At 62.7% G+C, this 16,263-nt stretch carries 17 protein-coding genes, 2 tRNA genes and 1 pseudogene; 11 read left to right on the forward strand and 9 right to left on the reverse strand.

What is annotated here, in order from left to right:
• Positions 1–176: 176 nt before the first annotated feature.
• The 4 genes from JP75_RS11030 to JP75_RS11045 form a co-directional block, all read right to left on the reverse strand.
• Complete coding sequence (locus JP75_RS11030) at positions 177–1,283, reverse strand: hypothetical protein (RefSeq protein ID WP_051960607.1); 1,107 nt, start codon at positions 1,281–1,283, stop codon at positions 177–179.
• 126 nt (positions 1,284–1,409) lie between these two features.
• Positions 1,410–2,357: a helix-turn-helix transcriptional regulator gene (locus tag JP75_RS11035; RefSeq protein ID WP_152565811.1), complete on the reverse strand. Its 948-nt coding sequence runs from the start codon at positions 2,355–2,357 to the stop codon at positions 1,410–1,412.
• A 62-nt stretch (positions 2,358–2,419) separates the two neighbouring features.
• The gene (locus JP75_RS11040) at positions 2,420–2,812 is read right to left on the reverse strand and encodes a GFA family protein (RefSeq protein WP_035082722.1); all 393 of its coding nucleotides are present in this window, start codon (positions 2,810–2,812) and stop codon (positions 2,420–2,422) included.
• A gap of 2 nt (positions 2,813–2,814) precedes the next feature.
• Positions 2,815–3,684 (reverse strand): LysR substrate-binding domain-containing protein, encoded by an 870-nt coding sequence (locus JP75_RS11045; protein ID WP_035082724.1) that lies wholly within the window; start codon positions 3,682–3,684, stop codon positions 2,815–2,817.
• A 98-nt stretch (positions 3,685–3,782) separates the two neighbouring features.
• Between JP75_RS11045 and JP75_RS11050 the strand changes: the two genes are divergently transcribed.
• Complete coding sequence (locus JP75_RS11050) at positions 3,783–4,787, forward strand: YeiH family protein (protein ID WP_035082726.1); 1,005 nt, start codon at positions 3,783–3,785, stop codon at positions 4,785–4,787.
• Between the two features lie 364 nt (positions 4,788–5,151).
• Positions 5,152–5,790 (forward strand): hypothetical protein, encoded by a 639-nt coding sequence (locus JP75_RS11055; protein ID WP_051960608.1) that lies wholly within the window; start codon positions 5,152–5,154, stop codon positions 5,788–5,790.
• Positions 5,791–5,874: 84 nt separating this feature from the next.
• Here JP75_RS11055 and JP75_RS11060 read toward each other — a convergent pair.
• Positions 5,875–5,949, reverse strand: a tRNA-Thr gene (locus tag JP75_RS11060).
• Positions 5,950–6,359: 410 nt separating this feature from the next.
• Here JP75_RS11060 and murA point away from each other — a divergent pair.
• Positions 6,360–7,652: a UDP-N-acetylglucosamine 1-carboxyvinyltransferase gene (gene murA / locus JP75_RS11065; protein WP_035082728.1), complete on the forward strand. Its 1,293-nt coding sequence runs from the start codon at positions 6,360–6,362 to the stop codon at positions 7,650–7,652.
• A gap of 185 nt (positions 7,653–7,837) precedes the next feature.
• On the opposite strand, the gene JP75_RS11070 is transcribed toward murA, so the two are convergent.
• Genes JP75_RS11070 through JP75_RS11085 form a run of 4 tightly spaced genes read right to left on the reverse strand, consistent with a single transcriptional unit; the run spans position 7,838 to position 11,482 of the window.
• Positions 7,838–8,974 carry an ABC transporter permease gene (locus JP75_RS11070; protein ID WP_035082729.1) on the reverse strand — a complete coding sequence of 379 codons (1,137 nt, stop codon included), beginning with the start codon at positions 8,972–8,974 and terminating at the stop codon, positions 7,838–7,840.
• Positions 8,971–9,909: an ABC transporter ATP-binding protein gene (locus JP75_RS11075; protein ID WP_035082731.1), complete on the reverse strand. Its 939-nt coding sequence runs from the start codon at positions 9,907–9,909 to the stop codon at positions 8,971–8,973. The genes JP75_RS11070 and JP75_RS11075 overlap by 4 nt, the downstream gene beginning before the upstream one ends.
• Positions 9,906–10,841: an HlyD family secretion protein gene (locus JP75_RS11080; protein WP_035082733.1), complete on the reverse strand. Its 936-nt coding sequence runs from the start codon at positions 10,839–10,841 to the stop codon at positions 9,906–9,908. Before JP75_RS11080 ends, JP75_RS11075 begins: the two co-directional genes overlap by 4 nt.
• Positions 10,838–11,482: a TetR/AcrR family transcriptional regulator gene (locus JP75_RS11085; protein WP_035082735.1), complete on the reverse strand. Its 645-nt coding sequence runs from the start codon at positions 11,480–11,482 to the stop codon at positions 10,838–10,840. Before JP75_RS11085 ends, JP75_RS11080 begins: the two co-directional genes overlap by 4 nt.
• Positions 11,483–11,797: 315 nt before the next feature.
• Between JP75_RS11085 and JP75_RS11090 the strand changes: the two genes are divergently transcribed.
• From JP75_RS11090 to JP75_RS11120, 8 genes and pseudogenes are all read left to right on the forward strand, one after another.
• Positions 11,798–12,232, forward strand: coding sequence for a DUF2948 family protein (locus JP75_RS11090; RefSeq protein ID WP_035082739.1), 435 nt, complete (start codon positions 11,798–11,800; stop codon positions 12,230–12,232).
• Between the two features lie 217 nt (positions 12,233–12,449).
• Positions 12,450–13,742 (forward strand): histidinol dehydrogenase, encoded by a 1,293-nt coding sequence (gene hisD / locus JP75_RS11095; RefSeq protein WP_035082741.1) that lies wholly within the window; start codon positions 12,450–12,452, stop codon positions 13,740–13,742.
• An 8-nt stretch (positions 13,743–13,750) separates the two neighbouring features.
• A pseudogene (locus JP75_RS27030) lies at positions 13,751–14,224 on the forward strand (UPF0262 family protein); the annotation flags it as partial.
• Positions 14,225–14,281: 57 nt separating this feature from the next.
• Positions 14,282–14,710 carry an arsenate reductase/protein-tyrosine-phosphatase family protein gene (locus tag JP75_RS27035; RefSeq protein WP_169745527.1) on the forward strand — a complete coding sequence of 143 codons (429 nt, stop codon included), beginning with the start codon at positions 14,282–14,284 and terminating at the stop codon, positions 14,708–14,710.
• A gap of 75 nt (positions 14,711–14,785) precedes the next feature.
• A complete protein-coding gene (gene infA, locus JP75_RS11105) occupies positions 14,786–15,004 on the forward strand; it encodes a translation initiation factor IF-1 (protein WP_035082742.1) in 219 nt (72 codons plus the stop codon).
• 114 nt (positions 15,005–15,118) lie between these two features.
• On the forward strand, positions 15,119–15,757 hold the full coding sequence (locus tag JP75_RS11110; protein ID WP_035082744.1) for a Maf-like protein: 639 nt from the start codon (positions 15,119–15,121) through the stop codon (positions 15,755–15,757).
• Complete coding sequence (gene yacG, locus JP75_RS11115; RefSeq protein WP_035082745.1) at positions 15,757–15,924, forward strand: DNA gyrase inhibitor YacG; 168 nt, start codon at positions 15,757–15,759, stop codon at positions 15,922–15,924. The genes JP75_RS11110 and yacG overlap by 1 nt, the downstream gene beginning before the upstream one ends.
• A 137-nt stretch (positions 15,925–16,061) precedes the next feature.
• Positions 16,062–16,137, forward strand: a tRNA-Phe gene (locus JP75_RS11120).
• Positions 16,138–16,263: the final 126 nt, after the last annotated feature.

Genomic DNA, 16,263 nt, shown 5'->3' on the forward strand with positions numbered 1-16,263 from the left:
AAGGGCGCAGCCGAAGCCGCGCCCTTTTGGGGGGTAATATCGTGGTGGGCCCGCCGAAAAGCGGGCAGACACAGATTGTCATCCCGGCGCAGGCCGGGATCCATCTTGAGATCTCAAGCTGGGCCCCGGCTTTCGCCGGAGTGACAGTCCGGGGACTTAAACCGTGTCAGCATTCGCTAAATCTGCCCCTCAAGGTCCTCGGGCGTTTCGATGGTCCGCATCCATTTGAGCGATTTGATTTCCCAAGCCGGATCTGACTTCTGCAGATCGTCGAGCAGACCCGGCAAGTGCCCGGCGCCATAGGTAATGAAAATCTTGTCGTCGGCGCTGGTCTCGATACGCTCGGCAAGCTTTTCATTGCGGAAGTCGAGAATGACCGGATCGAGCGCCGATGGCGCCGTCTTGGCGCCCAGCATCATGGTCATCCAGCCGCGGCAGGCGAGGCCGAGGATTTTTCGCTGACCGGGCGTGGCCTTGGCAAGCCAATCGAACAATTGCGTCATCTGGTCGGCCTCGCCATCATCGGAAGGGGCCGGCTTGGGTTGTGCGTTCGCTGCGGCAAATCCGGGGTCGGTTTCCGTGAGCCGCTGATATTCGTGCATCATGTCGGCCGTCGAAACGTCGGCCTCGATATGGCGCTCGGGGCGAGCCTTGATATCGGCGGCCAGCAGCTGGAAATAGGGGCCCTGGAACTGCAGGCCGCAGGCATCCCCAAAAGTCTCGTAATTGCTATTGAGATCGCCGCCGCCGGCCAGCGTTTCGGAAAACCATTTGTCGCCCGCCGGATCGCCGCGCACGCCTTCATAATAGATGGCATAGCCGTCGCTCAGCGCCTTTTCGAGATCGTAGACGACAGTCTTGTAAAAGCCCTCCGAGCCGATGTGCATCATGCCCTGGAACACCACCGTCTTCTTGCCATTCGACAGGACTGCCTGCGGCACGGTGAGCGGGGTCAGGTCGGTACGGAAGGCGAGATAGTAGAGAGGCGCGGCGATCAGCACGGTGATGGCGAAAACCAGCGCCAGGAAGGCCTTGATATAGCTCCAGAGCCTGCTCTGGCGGCGCTGCCCCGCAAAGACGCGGCGCACCAGCCAGGCCGCGGGGAAGGCAAGAAGCAGCGCCAGCACGACCACTGCGACAAGCAGCAGGACATGCACATCGAGCAGCACCGGCAGGCCGAGCAGAAAGCCCACGCCCAAGAGAAACCAGATTATTGTCGAGAGACGCAGTTTGAAGCGCTCTCCCCAGGCAAGGCTCTTCGTCGATGTGGAAGCTATGGCCATGTCGTCCCCCAGACGTATTGCTGGCGCTCCGCATGGCGCCAAGGCCGAAGCTAGCCGCTGGCCCGCGGCAAAGCCAGTCCCGGAGGCGTGGATTGGCCAGCGAAAATATCGTGCGGTTCTAGCGGTCTAGCTCGCCTGCCGCGCATCGCCGGGCGCTATGCCATAGACATTGCGGAAGACGCGATAGAAGGTGGCAAGGCTTTCAAAGCCACTGGCATAAGCCACCTGCGACACGGTCAGGTCCGGCTGCGTAATGAGCAGCCTTTGTGCCTCGCCGACACGCATCAGCATAAGCGTGCGGCTAAACGTGTTTTCGGCGTCTTCGAACAGCATATGCAGGTGCCGCACCGAAAGGCCGAGGCTGCGCGCCACCAAAGCCGGCGTCAGGTCGATCTGGTGATACTGGGCCGCCATGATATCGAGGGCGAGGTAACGCAGGCCGGCGCGGATGGCGCCGCGCACCTCGGGCAGACTGTCGGGCAGCCGCCCGCGCGCCGCCAGCCCCAGAAGGGCAATATGGGCGATATCGCGCTCCGGATCGGCCGAGGCGCGTTTGCTCGAGGTCAGAACGTCGAGCAGGGCCCGCAGCGGACGCAGCGTCCTGCTCCCTTCCAGGGGCCTGGCCGCAACCAGATCGGTTACGGACCGGCCCAGCGTCAGCTCGTCGGTCACCGGAATCTTGAGCATGCGGAACTGGAAACCGCCATCGGTCCCGGGCGTCGCGTCATAGGGCAGATCGGAATGATTGATGATCATGTCGCCATTGGCGATCATCTCGCTGCGCCCCGAACCGGTATCGAGCCGTCCCGGCCCGCGCACCTGCAGGCCCAGGCACAGGCTATTGCCCGCGACCCGCGCAATATCGGCTTCGGTGCGGCGAATGACATAGGCGGAGGCGGCAATGTGCGAGACCACCGCCGTGCCGAATCTTTCGGCGCGAAACGACCCCTCGAAGGCGGCGCGGCGCTCTGCGGGCACTTCGATGGTGACGCCGAAGAGACCCCTGCTCCGCACTTCGCGCCACTGCTCGAAACGGTCCCGGGGGGCCACGTCATCGGTCGAAAAATTCAGCATTTTGCCCCCTCCCCTCCATGGCGCGCACGGAACAGGATTTGAGGCAAAAGGTCAACTTTTAGCTATTTTTCCGTCCGCCCTTCGCTTGTGCGATCGCGCTCATAGTGCCGCGCCAGCGGAAAGGGCGGCAGCCAGGCCTCGCGGCGAATGGTCCAGAGTTCGTAAGTGGGCCGGAACTGATCCGGCGCATCGAGCGAACCGAGATTGATTTCCATCTCGTCGCCGCTGCGCGAAAACACCGACGAGCCGCAGCGGGGGCAGAAGCAACGCCCGGCATAGTCGCCCACCGCGCCCGAAATCGTCACGGCGCTTTCCGGAAAAATCGCCGAGGCATGAAACAGCGCGCCATGATGCTTGCGGCAATCCATGCAGTGGCAGATGCCGACCCGAAACGGCCGGCCCCTCGCCACGAAGCGCACGGCGCCGCAGAGGCACCCGCCCGCAACCTCCTCCATGCCTAGCTCCCTTCCACAAGACAAAGATCGCGAAACGCCTTCACCGCCGCCGAAGGCCGGCGCTCGCGATGGTAGAGCAGGCTAAAATTGCGCTGCGGCAATTGAAAGGGCAGGATCGCCAGGCGCCCCGCCGCAACGAGCGGCGCCACCACCATTTCCGACAGCACCGCCGCGCAATCACTGTTGAGAACGGCATTGAGCACCGCCTCATTGGTCGGCAGCGACAGGGCGACAGTCAGCGTCGCCGGATCGACGCCAAGGCCCAAAAGCCCGGCGACGAATTCGGCCCGCGTTCCCGAACCCGGCTCGCGCATGATCCAGCGAAAATCCGAAAAGCGCGGCTTGGCAAGAGCGACGGCCGGCACGGAGACCGCAACCAGCCGATCCCTGCCGATGGGACGCACGGCCAGCACCGGCGCATCGACATGACCTTCGACAATGCCCAGTTCGGCCGCGCCCGATATGACCGCCTCGGCCACATCATTGGTATTGGCCGCGGCAAAATTGATGGCAATCCCCGGATGCGCCGAGGCAAAGGCGAGGAGGCGCGAGGGCAGCCAATAGTTGGCCACCGTCTGGCTCGCCATGACATCGAGCGTGCCGCGCCTGAGACCGCCGAGATCGTTGAGCGCCTGTTCGGCCTGGCGGATGCGCGCCAGCGTCTGCCGCGCCTCTTCGAGAAAGGCCATGCCGTCGCGGGTCAATTCGATCCGCCTTCCGACGCGATCGAAGAGGCGCACGGAATGAAAGGCTTCAAGCGCCTTGATCGCCGCGCTGGCGGCCGAAGGCGTCAGCCCGACCGCCGCCGCGCCTTGCGTCAGATGCTGGCGCTCCGCCACGGCGATGAAGATGGCCAATTGCTCGATGGTCACAATCTATACGAATTTTTCGCATGAAACATGCTGGATTATGCGATGGATTCTAACGAATGCAAGTCTCATCCTCCAATGCACCCGTGTTGGAGTAAATCATGCTTCCGTTGTCGCAATTTCGGCAACTCGTTCCCGGCCTAGGCCTCTCTCTCGCCATTGCCATTCCAGCCCTTGGCCTCGAACGCTTGCAGCGGCATTTTCTGGGCTGGGTTGCGCTCGATGGCCTCGTGGTCGCGATCATGGCCGGGATTGCCCTCCATAGCCTTTTCGGGATCGCGGAGCGTTTTCGTGCCGGCGTCACGTTTGCGGCCAAGACCGTGCTCGAGGTGGCCATCGTTCTGCTCGGCGGCACGATCAGCGCCGCTGCCGTGCTGCAGATTGGCCCCGTAGTGATCGCCGCCATCATGCTGGTCGTCGTGGTCGCCCTGGGCCTCAGCTATGGCATAGGCCGCGCTTTGGGTCTTGATGCACGCCTTGCCACGCTCGTTGCCTGCGGCAATTCCATTTGCGGCAATTCTGCCATCATGGCGACGGCGCCCGTCATCGAGGCGCCGGCCGAAGATGTCGCCGCCTCGATCGCCTTTACCGCGGCGCTGGGCGTGCTGGTCGTCCTGCTCCTGCCGCTCGGCGTGCGGCTGCTCGGGATCAGCGAATGGCAATATGGCGTCATTGCCGGCCTCAGCGTCTATGCCGTGCCGCAGGTCCTTGCCGCCACAGTGCCGGTCGGGGTGATGAGCACGCAGATCGGCACCCTCGTCAAACTGATCCGCGTGCTGATGCTCGGCCCGGTCGTGCTCGGCCTTGGCGTCTTGCAGAAAAATCGCACGCGCGACACCCTGCCCTTCTCGGCGCTCGTCCCCTGGTTCATTCTAGGTTTCGTTGCCATGATGGGCGCAAGATCACTCGGCCTCCTGCCCGAAGCCGCCATCCCGGCGCTGCACGGCGCCTCGACCCAGCTCACCCTCGTCGCCATGGCGGCGCTCGGCCTTTCGGTCGACCTCCGCTCGGTCATGGCCTCGGGCGGCCGCGTGCTGGCGGCGGGCTTTCTATCGATCGCAATGCTCATCCTGCTCGCGACGGCAACCGCCTTAATCCTGGCCTAGGGCACGGTTGCGGCTCTCAAAGCCAGCCAGATTTCGCCATAATTGGACCAGCGACCACCAGACCTGTTACCGGCAACTCCGACGAGTTGCGGGCTGCCCGCAAACCAATATCCGGGGTCGGTGAGTGTTTTAGTTGCGCCGCCTGCGCCTGGATTCGAAGCTTTCCGATAGGTTAACAGACGTTCACAAATCGGCCTGCTTCTCAGTGTTCCCTCTACACATCGGCGTGATCAAGAGTTTTCACGAACGATCCTCGTTGCAGGTGCAGAGTCGCGAGGGGCGGCAGCGACAACAACATCAGTAGAAATTTTTTCAATTCAGCCCACATCGCGGCTGAAGGCGAATTTCTATGCAAGGAGACATCTTGGATATTTCGCACATTCTGATCGACCCAACCTTTTTCAAGGGCGGCATCCGCATCGTTCACTTCATCGGCCTGGCCCTGGGCCTCGGCACGGCGACCTTTCTCGACCTGATGATCATGCGCTTCATGCTGCGCAACAAGATCCGCCGCTCGCATGCCGAAGCCTTCGAATTCGGCACCAAGGTGGTGACGGCCGGGCTCGTTATGCTCTGGATCAGCGGCCTCGGCTTTCTCATCTACTATTGGGCTTTCGACCCGGAAAAGCTGGGCAATCCAAAAATCTGGGCCAAACTCTGCATTGTCGGCGTGCTCACGGCCAATGCCGTCTACCTGCACAAGCTGGTGCTCCCCATGGTGCAATCGCAGGTTTCCAAAACCCTCTTCGGCGGCCTCACGCTGGGCCAGCGCCTGCAAATGGTGATTGGCGGCACGACCTCGGTCACCGCCTGGTACGTGCCCGTGGCGCTCGCCACCATTCCACAATTCAACAACTCGATCGCCGCCCAACACCTCTGGGCCATCTTCTGCGGCCTGCTTATCCTCGCCAACGCCCTGTCGGCCGGCACCCTATTGGCGCTCGAAAGCATCCGCCTGCGCGATCAACGCCAAAACGCCCGAGGCGAAATGCTGGCGGGGTGACGCGCGTTTCCCCGATAAGGCGCGTCACTCGCGCAACAAAATCGTCCCGACGTGCGGGATAAGCGACAAATAAGGAAGAAAAACTGGTGCTGCCGGACAGGATTGAACTGTCGGCCTCTCCCTTACCAAGGGAGTGCTCTACCACTGAGCTACGGCAGCATCGTAAAGGGCGCCGGCAGGTTTCTGCGGCGACGGGCGCTCTACTGCCATAGGGATTCACTCGACGCAAGCGCAAAAAACGCCTATCAACGCCCTCTGTGAATCACCGATTGCCAGGAAGGCGATGAGTAAGTCGAACGAAGCTGCTGCCCGCGAGCAAAGATTAGCCGCAAAGCTTCGCGAGAACCTCAAGCGTCGAAAGGATCAGGCCAGGGCTCGCGCTGCCCGGGATGATGCTCCGGCACCCGAAACGATCGCGGTCAAGAAACCGTAAATCATTTTCGGGCGTATTCAGGAACGTCACATATTCGCATGAGCGCGGCTGGTCTGGCTTACGTGGCAACGAAGACCTCGCCTACCTCCTCCACAGGTAGAAGGCCCAGATAGGGCCGGTTCAGAGGAACCATTTCATGGATCGTATTCGTTTGGTCGGCGGCAATCCGCTCAACGGGGATATCGTCATTTCGGGCGCCAAGAATGCCGCCCTGCCCCTGATGATCGCATCGCTGCTGACCGATGAGCCGCTAGTGCTCACCAATGTTCCCCGTCTTGCCGACGTCAAGCAGCTCGAACGCATACTCGAGAATCACGGCGTCGATATCGCCGTGCACGGTCGCCGTCGCGGCGAATCGGATGGCGTCGGCCAGCGCATGACCTTTCATGCCGCCGATATCGTCGATACTACCGCGCCTTATGATCTCGTCTCAAAAATGCGCGCCAGTTTCTGGGTCATCGGGCCGCTGCTGGCCCGCTGCCACGAGGCCCGCGTGTCTCTCCCTGGCGGTTGTGCCATCGGCACGCGCCCGGTCGATCTCTTTCTCTTTGGCCTGAAGGAACTCGGCGCCGAGATCGATATCGACGAGGGCTATGTGGTGGCCCGCGCGCCCAAGGGCGGCCTTGTCGGCAATCGCATCGTGTTCCCCAAGGTGTCGGTGGGCGCGACGCACACGCTGCTGATGGCTGCGACCCTCGCCAAGGGCACGACGGTCATCGAGAATGCGGCGCAGGAGCCTGAGATCACCAATGTCGCCGAGTGCCTCGTTGCCATGGGCGCCAAGATTTCGGGCATCGGCACGCGCACGCTGACCATTGAAGGCGTCGAAAAGCTGCATGGCGCGAGCGTGGAAGTCATTCCCGACCGCATCGAGACCGGTACCTTTGCCATGGCTGCGGCCATGACCGGCGGCGACGTGCTGCTGCGTGGCGCGCGCCCCGAGCACCTGCAATCGGCGCTCGATATCCTGGCTCGCACCGGCGTCGACCTGACCACGGAAGCCGACGGTATCCGCGTCAAGCGCAATGGCAATGGCATCCAGCCGGTCGATATCGAAACCCACCCCTTCCCGGGTTTCCCGACCGACTTGCAGGCCCAGTTCATGGCCTTGATGACCATGAGCCAGGGCACGAGCCATGTGCGCGAGACCATTTTCGAGAACCGCTACATGCACGTGGCCGAACTCGCCCGTTTTGGAGCCGATATTGCCGTCGATGGACAAGTGGCGACCATTCAGGGCAAGTCCCAGCTCAAGGGCGCGCAGGTGATGGCGACCGATCTTCGCGCTTCGGTGTCGCTGGTGATTGCCGGCCTCGCCGCCAAGGGCGAAACCATCGTCAACCGCATCTATCACCTCGATCGCGGCTTTGAACGGCTCGAAGACAAGCTGTCGCGCTGTGGCGCGGAGATCGAGCGGCTCGCTGGCTAAGGCCTGACGACAACGCCGATTTTTGGGGCTTCCGGTACGCGCCGGAAGCCCCTTTGTTTTTCGGGGCACGACCACCGTTCAGTCGTCACCACCGGGCTTGTCCCGGTGGTCCATGCGGAGGCGAGATGGATTGCCGGGACAAGCCCGGCAATGACGACAGGAAGAGGGAGGCTTCGTTACCTCGCTCAGTCCAGCGTCTGCCGATAGCGCAGCATGGCGATGACGGTGATCACCAGCACGATCACCCCCAGCGCCGTCAGTTCCGCCGTCACATCGAACGTCCCAGCGCCCTTCAGCATCACCTTGCGGATCAGCCGGATGAAATGCGTCGCCGGCACGCCGGTGCCGATGGCCTGGGCCCAGCCGGGCATGCCGGCGAAGGGGAACATGAAGCCCGAAAGCAGGATCGAGGGCAAAATGGTGAAAAAGCTCAACTGCATGGCCTGCATCTGGTTTTTCGCCACGGTGGAGATGAGAAACCCCAGCGCCAGATTGCCCAGCACGAAGAGATTGAAGCCGAAGAAGAAGGCGCTGAACGTGCCGGTGAACGGCACCTGGAACACAGCGAAGGCGGCGACGAGAAAAACCGCGGTCTGCACATAGCCGACAAAGACATAGGGCAGGATTTTGCCCAGCATGACTTCCAGCGGCGTCACCGGTGTGGAAATCAGCATTTCCATGGTGCCGCGCTCGCGCTCCTTGACGATGGCGACGGCCGTGATCATCACCATGGTCATGGAGAGGATGATGGCGAGCAGCCCCGGGACGATATTGGTCGAGGTTTTGCCCTCGGGATTATATTGCCGATGGACGATCACCTCAAAAGGCAGCGGCGCGCCGGCGGCGGGGGAGAGCGGGCCGGTGAGGGTCTGGGCGATGGCGCCATTGACGATGCCGCTCATGGCCGCCGCGGCGCCGCTGACGGCTGAGGGGTCGGAAGCATCGGCGGCGATAAGAAGATTGGGCCGCAAACCGCGCACCACGTCGCGCTCGAAATCGGCGGGGATGACGACGACGAAATTCGCTTCGCCCCGCCGCAGTGCTTCCTCGCCGGCATCGGGACCACGCACCTGGCCGATGAAATCGAAATAGCCCGACGTATCCATACCCGCGAGCAACGCCCGGGTCAGTGGACCATCGTCGTTGACCTCCACCAGCGTCGGCAGGTGTCGCGGATCGGCGTTGATGGCGAAGCCGAAGAGCATGAGCTGGATGATGGGCAGGCCGATCATCATCCCAAAAGTGACGCGGTCGCGCCGCATCTGGATGAACTCTTTCCAGAGAACGGCAACGAAGCGGCTCAATGAGAAGCGCAGGTTCATGCCGCGTCCCGCGAGAAATTGTCCCGCGCCCCCGCCATGAGATAGATGAAGGCCTCTTCAAGCCCCGCCGGCACCTCGCTCCAGCGCTGTCTTTTGTGATTTTGGAATTTTGCAACGGTAGCGGCCAGGGCCGCAGCATCGGTGCCCGAGACATGCAGCGCCGAGCCGAACCGTGCCACCTGATCGACGCCCGGCTGGCCCTTGAGCGCATCTTCCAGCGCTACCAGTTCCGGCCCCTCCGCCCGCCAGGTGGTCAGCCCCACCATGGTCGGAATTTCCGTCGCCCGCCCGTCGATCAGCTTTTTGCCATAGGCGATATAGGTGATGAAATCGCACTGGATGGCTTCGTCCATGTAGTGCGTCGAGACCAGCACGGTCACGCCGGCCTTGGAAAGCCGCCGGATTTCGTCCCAGAAATCGCGTCGCGCCTTCGGGTCGACACCCGCCGTCGGCTCATCGAGCAGCAGCAGTTTGGGATCGTGAATGAGGCACGCCGCCAGCGCCAGCCGCTGCTTCCAGCCACCCGACAGCGTTCCGGCCAATTGCCCCGCGCGGTCAGCCAGCCCGAGATCGGCCAGCGCGCCATCGACGCGGCTCTTGCGATCCTTCACCCGATACATCCGCGCCACAAAATCGAGATTCTCGCGGATCGTCAGATCCTCATAAAGGCTGAATTTCTGGGTCATGTAGCCCACCTCAGCCTTGATCTTCCCCGCCTCGCGCCGCACGTCAAAGCCTAGGCATTGCCCCTCGCCCTCGTCGGGCAGCAGCAGGCCGCAGAGCATGCGAATGGTCGTGGTCTTGCCCGAGCCGTTGGGCCCCAAAAATCCATAAATGGCGCCCTTGGACACGGCGATGTCGAAATGATCGACCACCGTCTTGTCGCCAAACCGCTTGGTCAGCCCGCGCACGTCGATGACGCGTTCCTCGCTCATGGCAGCACGGTCACCGGCTGGCCCGGCTGCAGCTTTGCTGCATCGTCGAGCCGTGCTTCGACGAGATAGACAAGCCGACTGCGCTCCTCGGTCGAATAGATCACAGGCGGCGTCGTCTGCGCTTCGCTCGCGATATGCACCACGGTCGCCGCCATATCCGCGCAGCCATCGCAGGTGACCGTCACCGCCTGCCCAACGGAAAGCGCGGACCGCGCCGTCTCGGGCACGAAGAACCGCGCCTCGAGCGCGTGAGCCGGCAGAATGGAGGCAATCGGTGTGCCCACGGCCGCCACTTCGCCCACGGCATAATAGAGTTTTTCGATTGTTCCCGCCGCGGGCGCATGCACCTGCCGTTCGCCGAGATCAAGCCGCGCGCCCTCGGCATCGGCCTCCGCCGCGGCGAGATTTGCTTCCGCCGCCACCTGCTGGCCTGAGCGCGCCGGCAGTTCGGCCACCGCCAGTTGCGCCTTCAATTGGCTCACCTGCGACTCGGCCGAAGCCAGCGCATTGCGATCCACCTCCACCTTCGCCGCCGAAACCGTGCCCGCCTTTTCAAGCTGCTCGCTGCGCGCGAGGTTGGTCCGCGCCAGCCCCAGATCCGCCTCAGCCTTGCTCAGCGAGGCGCGAATGACATCCAGTTCTTCGCTGCGGCTGCCGGTTTCGAGATTTTCGAGCGTCGCCCGCGCCGCCGCCACCCGCGCCTCGGCCGCCGATAGCAGGGCCTGCTGCTGGCTCTGGTCGAGCACCAGCAAGAGGTCGCCTTCGGCCACCGCCTGCCCTTCGGCCACGGCGATCTGCGTGATCCGCCCAGCGCTTACCGGCGCCACATAGACATAGTCGGCCTCAATATAGCCGGTGAAGCCGGCGGGGTCAGCCGACGGGGAAAAGAAAGCCAGGATCGCAGCGAAAAGTCCGCCGAAAAAGTCGCTCATGGCGTCTCCTCTCCGCCCGCGGGCGAAATGCCGTGAAAGAGAATGTCGAGGTGGTTTTCCACCAGCCGGTCGAGCGCGAGGCCCTCTTCGGGCCGCACCCCAAAGACTTCGCTCAGCGCCACATGGGCCACGATCGGCCCGACGATCGAGCGCACCGTCATTTCGGGATCGACCTTTCGCAGTTGCCCCGAAGCGACGCCGCGCGCCACCAGCGCCGTCAGCGCCGGGATCACCTTGCCCAGCACTTCGCGCCGATAGAGTTCGGCAATGGCCGGGAAATTCATGATCTCGCGCAGGATCAGCCGCGGCACGGCGAGATTGTTGGGATCGGAAAGCAGGTTTTGTAGCGTGTGCACCAGCATGGCGATGGGCAGACGCGGATCGCCTTCGAACTGCGCCATATCCGGCAACGCCCGCTCGGCAATCGGCGCCACTGCGCGCCGCACAATCCCCTCCATCAGCGCTTCCTTGGAGGGGAAGTAGAGGTAGACAGTTCCCTTCGACACACCGGCGCGCCGCGCCACCTCGTCGACCTTCGTGGCGGCAAAACCCTTTTCGGCGAACACGGCCAAAGCCGCATCCAGCATCTCGTCCGGCCGCGCCTCGGCCCGCCGGCGGAATTTTTTGTCGGTGCTGTTCATGGGGTGATTATAACTGACTGACTGGTCAGTTATCAAGAGACAATCACCGACCTTCCCCTCTCCCCTTGCGGGAGAGGGACAGACCAACTTTGCGTTCAGCAAATTGGTCAGGGTGAGGGGTATCCATCCTCCGCAGAGGAGCTTGCGACGACACCGCATACCCCTCATCCGCCCCTTCGGGGCACCTTCTCCCGCAAGGGGAGAAGGGGAACCGGTGCGTGAGACAAGAGCCCCCACTTCCCCCCGAACCCTCAAGCTTGTAGATCAGCTTCCGCATGACCAAATGTGGCAGAACCAATTTCGCGAGCTGACCCTATGACCGACCTCAAGCTTCTGGCGCTTGATACTGAAGATCTCGCCGTGCTTTCCGCCCATGTGCAGGATGCCGTCGTGCGCACCGTCGACATGGGCTATGCCCGCGGCGACCGGCGCTTTGCGCTCTTGATGAACCGCTACGACTGGACCGACGACAAGCCGCGCAGCAAGGGCCTCCGCAAGCGCTCTGGGCTGCATTTCGACCGCGTCGAGAATGTCGCCTATGCCGGCTTCGATCCGGCCTCGCCGGAAGGCGTGCTCAACCTCCTGGCGCTGACCTTTACGCCGGCCCCCGATGGCGTTTCCGGCGTGGTGGAAATCACCTTTGCCGGCGGCGGCACGGTGCGATTGACGGTGGAGGTGCTCGAGGCACGGCTGGCCGATCTTGGTTCCGCCTGGGCCGCGGCGGCAAAGCCGGCACATAAGCTCGACTAACAATGGGGGCTCCCGTACCCCCACCCTTGATCCCTCCCCACAAGGGGGAGGGAGACGAAGGAACCGTGAAGGCTGAGGCTTGCGCCTCCCTCCCCCTTGTGGGGAGGGAATGAGGGTGGGGGTTGAGAGCCACGAACCCCATTCCCCCTTGCGATCAACCGCCCCATAAGGGATAGATCGCACCATCACGAAATTCCGACGCTATCCCGGACCGCCAATGCCTCTACGCCTCGACAGCGCCGCTTCTGATTTCGAATCCCGCTTCGTCGAGCTGCTTGCCAGCAAGCGCGAGGCCTCCCAGGAAGTGGGTGATATCGTCGCCGGGATCATTGCCGATGTCCGCGCCCGTGGCGATGAGGCCGTGGCCGAGCTGACCAACAAGTTCGACAAGGCTGGCGTCACCCCGGAAACCCTGCGTTTCTCCGAAGCAGAAATTGCCGAAGCCGCCGCCCGCGTCACCCCCGATGTCCGCGAAGCGCTGCAGACCGCGCATGACCGCATCAAGTCGCATCACGAGCGGCAGATGCCCAAGGACGATATCTATACCGATGCGCTCGGCGTCACCCTCGGCTCGCGCTGGACCGCCATCGATGCCGTCGGCATCTATGTCCCCGGCGGGCTCGCCTCCTACCCCTCATCGGTGCTGATGAATGCCGTGCCGGCCAAAGTCGCCGGCGTCTCGCGCATCGCCATGGTCGTGCCCACGCCCAATGGGCAACTGGCCTCGGCCATTCTCTGCGCCGCGCAGATTGCCGGCGTGACGGAAATCTATCGCGTCGGCGGCGCCCAGGCCGTTGCCGCCCTTGCCTATGGCACCGACGCCATCGCCCGCGTCGACAAGATCATGGGCCCCGGCAATGCCTTCGTTGCCGCCGCCAAGCGCCAGGTCTTTGGTCAGGTCGGCATCGATCTGATCGCCGGTCCCTCGGAAGTGCTGGTGATAGCAGACCACTCCGCAAACCCCGCCTGGGTCGCAGCCGATCTCATCGCTCAGGCCGAGCATGGCGGCGGCGCGCAGTCGATTCTTGTGACGACCGACGAAAGATTGGCTGACGCCGTAGAGGCCGAAGTCGACCGCCAGTTGAGCCTGCTTCCCAAGGAGTCCATCGGTAGGGAAGGCTGGGACGAGTTCGGTGCCATCATCACTGTCGATTCGCTCGAAACGGCGACCAACCTCGCCAATCGCATCGCTTCCGAGCACGTGGAACTGGCCGTGGACGACCCGCAGTCACTGGTCCCGGCCATCCGCCACGCCGGTGCGATCTTTCTGGGCCACCACACGCCGGAAGCCATCGGCGACTATGTCGGCGGCTCCAACCATGTCCTGCCGACCGCCCGCTCGGCGCGCTTCGCCTCGGGCCTCGGCGTGCTCGATTTTGTCAAGCGCACCTCAATCCTCGGCTGCACGCCCTCCTCGCTCTCGGCCCTTGCCGAAGCGGCCGTGACAATCGCCGAAGTCGAAGCGCTCGACGGACACGGGCGCTCCATTTCGATTCGGCTCAACCGTTGAGCATTTCCATGGGCACAAGCGAGGCGGCATCCAGCACCAATCGTCTGGTCACCGTCACGCTCGACCCCAATACCATCACCTCGATCAACCCCGACGAAGTGCATGAATGGCGCATTGCCATTTATGACCTCCTCGAATCCAACAGTTTCAGGCCCGCCCGCGTCGCCGCCGAAGGCCCCTATGCGCTCCACGTCTCGATCATCGGCAATTCCATCGTGCTCGACGTGCGCCACCCCGAAACCTTTCAGCCGATCGCCGCGCACTACATCTCGCTGACCCCGTTCCGCCGGCTGATCCGCGATTATTTCCGCATTCGCGACGCCTATTACGAGGCGATCCGCTCGGCGCAGCCCTTCCAGATCGAGACCGTCGATATGGCGCGGCGCGGCATGCACAACGAGGCGGCCGAACTTTTGCGCACGCGGCTCCACAACAAGATCATCATCGATCTCAATACCGCGCGCCGCCTCTTCACCCTCATCTGCGCCGTGCAGCCCTATGCGAGCCGCATTGACGAAGCGACGAGCGAACTGCCCTCCGTGCTCTTCGTCTGCTCGATGAATTCGGTCCGCTCGCCGATTGCCGCCGCGCTCGCCCGCCAGGCCTTTCCCGGCCGCATCATCGCCCGCTCGGTGGGCGTCAATGGCGGCAAGGCCGACCAGTTCGTGCATGAGGTGATGGAAGAGATCGGCATTGATATGTCGGTCCACACGCCCCATATTCTCGATGAGCTCGTTGCCAATCGCTTCGATCTCGTCATCACCCTGTCCGATGACGCTCCCGATGCCGTGGCCAAAAAGGGTCTCGAGGCGGGCGAAATCGAACAATGGACGGTGCCGGACCCCTCGCTCGTCGAGGGTAGTCGCGAGGTAGTTCTGTCGGCCTATCGTGAACTTCGCGATGGTCTCAGACGCCGCGTTCGTACTCGTTTGGAGCCACTGGTTTCCGGTAGTTCACAAAGCCACTGATTTGCAGTAGGTTCCGCCAAAATTTGCGGCCGCCGCCGAGCAATTTCGCACACGGGGGTCTTCCCAGGAGAAAGTATGGCCAAAGAAGAAGTGCTCGAATTCCCGGGCGTGGTCACTGAATTGCTTCCCAACGCGACCTTCCGGGTCAAGCTGGAAAACGAACACGAGATCATCGCTCACACCGCTGGCCGCATGCGCAAGAACCGTATCCGCGTTCTCGCCGGCGACAAGGTGCTGTGCGAAATGACTCCGTACGACCTGACCAAGGGTCGCATCACCTATCGTTTCAAGTAAGGTTTGGCGCGACCACCTGAAGGGTGGTCAAAACGCTCCAGTGGAGCGTTTTGAGCGACAAACGCCCTGAGCCATGCGAAGGGCCGTCCTGTTTCAGCGGAGCGCGACGTCATCATGGCCTCAAGGCCCGAATTAATATTGGCCTCCGCCTCGCCGCGCCGGCTTGCCCTGCTCAATCAGATCGGCATCGAGCCTGAGCATCTAGTTCCGGCCCATGTCGACGAGACTCCCGAAAAGGGCGAATTGCCGCGCAAGCTTGCCGGCCGCCTTGCCGAGTTGAAAGCCCTCACCGCCCAGCACAAGGCCCGCGTCGCCGGTTTCGGCTCCGACGCCCTCGTCCTTGCTGCCGATACGGTGGTGGCCGTCGGCCGTCGCATCCTGCCCAAGGCCGAGACCATGGAAGAGGCATCCGATTGCCTCCGCCTGCTCTCGGGCCGAGCGCACCGCGTCTATACCGGCGTGACGCTCCTCACACCCTCCGGCGCCAAGCGGCAACGGGTCGTTGAAACACGCCTGCGGTTCAAGCGCCTCTCGACCCGCGAAATGGAAGCCTATCTCGCCAGCGCCGAATGGCGCGACAAGGCGGGTGGCTATGCCATCCAGGGCATTGCCGGCTCGTTCGTCGTCAAACTCAGCGGTTCCTATTCCGGCGTCGTCGGCCTGCCGCTTCATGAAGTGACCCAGCTTCTCGCCGGCGAGGGCTATCCCGTGCATTTCAACTGGCTCAACCAGTCGAGCCTGACGGGCGTCTGATGGCCGCCGAAAAGAAATGCCCGATTTGCGGCAAGCCAGTGGTCGAAAAGTACAAGCCCTTCTGCTCGAAGCGCTGTGCCGATGTCGATCTCAACCGCTGGCTCACCGGCTCCTATGTCATCCCCGCCAGGGATGACGAGCCGCCTGCCGAAAACGATGACGAATAGGCGTCTTGGTGGGCTTCAAGGGTAGCAGTCTGCTAACAAACTAGCCTCTTTATCCACATAGCGTTTTCGCGCTTGCGCCATCAAAAACGATTGCCTATAAGGCCCGTGGCTCGCAGCCGAAGGCTAGCGAAAAAGATGCCCAGATAGCTCAGTTGGTAGAGCAGCGGATTGAAAATCCGCGTGTCGCTGGTTCGATTCCGGCTCTGGGCACCATTTCCTCCATTTTCTTGTTGTTTGTCAGCGGCTTAGTTGCAGCTTTTGTCCCACCGTCATAATGCGCCGGGAAAAGTGGGACTTTTGGATCCGGTGACACGTCGAAAGCCTGTGCCGCCAGTACTC

The sequence above is a fragment of the Devosia riboflavina genome (genome assembly GCF_000743575.1).
Taxonomy (GTDB): Bacteria; Pseudomonadota; Alphaproteobacteria; order Rhizobiales; family Devosiaceae; genus Devosia; species Devosia riboflavina.

Excerpts from the sequence above, each read along its gene's own strand:
- JP75_RS11090 (WP_035082739.1), top strand. The coding sequence starts at position 11,798 with ATGACCGACCTCAAGCTTCTGGCGCTTGATACTGAAGATCTCGCCGTG.
- JP75_RS11035 (WP_152565811.1), bottom strand. The coding sequence starts at position 2,357 with ATGCTGAATTTTTCGACCGATGACGTGGCCCCCCGGGACCGTTTCGAG.
- JP75_RS11040 (WP_035082722.1), bottom strand. The coding sequence starts at position 2,812 with ATGGAGGAGGTTGCGGGCGGGTGCCTCTGCGGCGCCGTGCGCTTCGTG.
- JP75_RS11080 (WP_035082733.1), bottom strand. The coding sequence starts at position 10,841 with ATGAGCGACTTTTTCGGCGGACTTTTCGCTGCGATCCTGGCTTTCTTT.
- yacG (WP_035082745.1), top strand. The coding sequence starts at position 15,757 with ATGGCCGCCGAAAAGAAATGCCCGATTTGCGGCAAGCCAGTGGTCGAA.
- JP75_RS11050 (WP_035082726.1), top strand. The coding sequence starts at position 3,783 with ATGCTTCCGTTGTCGCAATTTCGGCAACTCGTTCCCGGCCTAGGCCTC.
- hisD (WP_035082741.1), top strand. The coding sequence starts at position 12,450 with ATGCCTCTACGCCTCGACAGCGCCGCTTCTGATTTCGAATCCCGCTTC.
- JP75_RS11030 (WP_051960607.1), bottom strand. The coding sequence starts at position 1,283 with ATGGCCATAGCTTCCACATCGACGAAGAGCCTTGCCTGGGGAGAGCGC.
- JP75_RS11085 (WP_035082735.1), bottom strand. The coding sequence starts at position 11,482 with ATGAACAGCACCGACAAAAAATTCCGCCGGCGGGCCGAGGCGCGGCCG.
- JP75_RS11070 (WP_035082729.1), bottom strand. The coding sequence starts at position 8,974 with ATGAACCTGCGCTTCTCATTGAGCCGCTTCGTTGCCGTTCTCTGGAAA.
- murA (WP_035082728.1), top strand. The coding sequence starts at position 6,360 with ATGGATCGTATTCGTTTGGTCGGCGGCAATCCGCTCAACGGGGATATC.
- infA (WP_035082742.1), top strand. The coding sequence starts at position 14,786 with ATGGCCAAAGAAGAAGTGCTCGAATTCCCGGGCGTGGTCACTGAATTG.
- JP75_RS11075 (WP_035082731.1), bottom strand. The coding sequence starts at position 9,909 with ATGAGCGAGGAACGCGTCATCGACGTGCGCGGGCTGACCAAGCGGTTT.
- JP75_RS11110 (WP_035082744.1), top strand. The coding sequence starts at position 15,119 with ATGGCCTCAAGGCCCGAATTAATATTGGCCTCCGCCTCGCCGCGCCGG.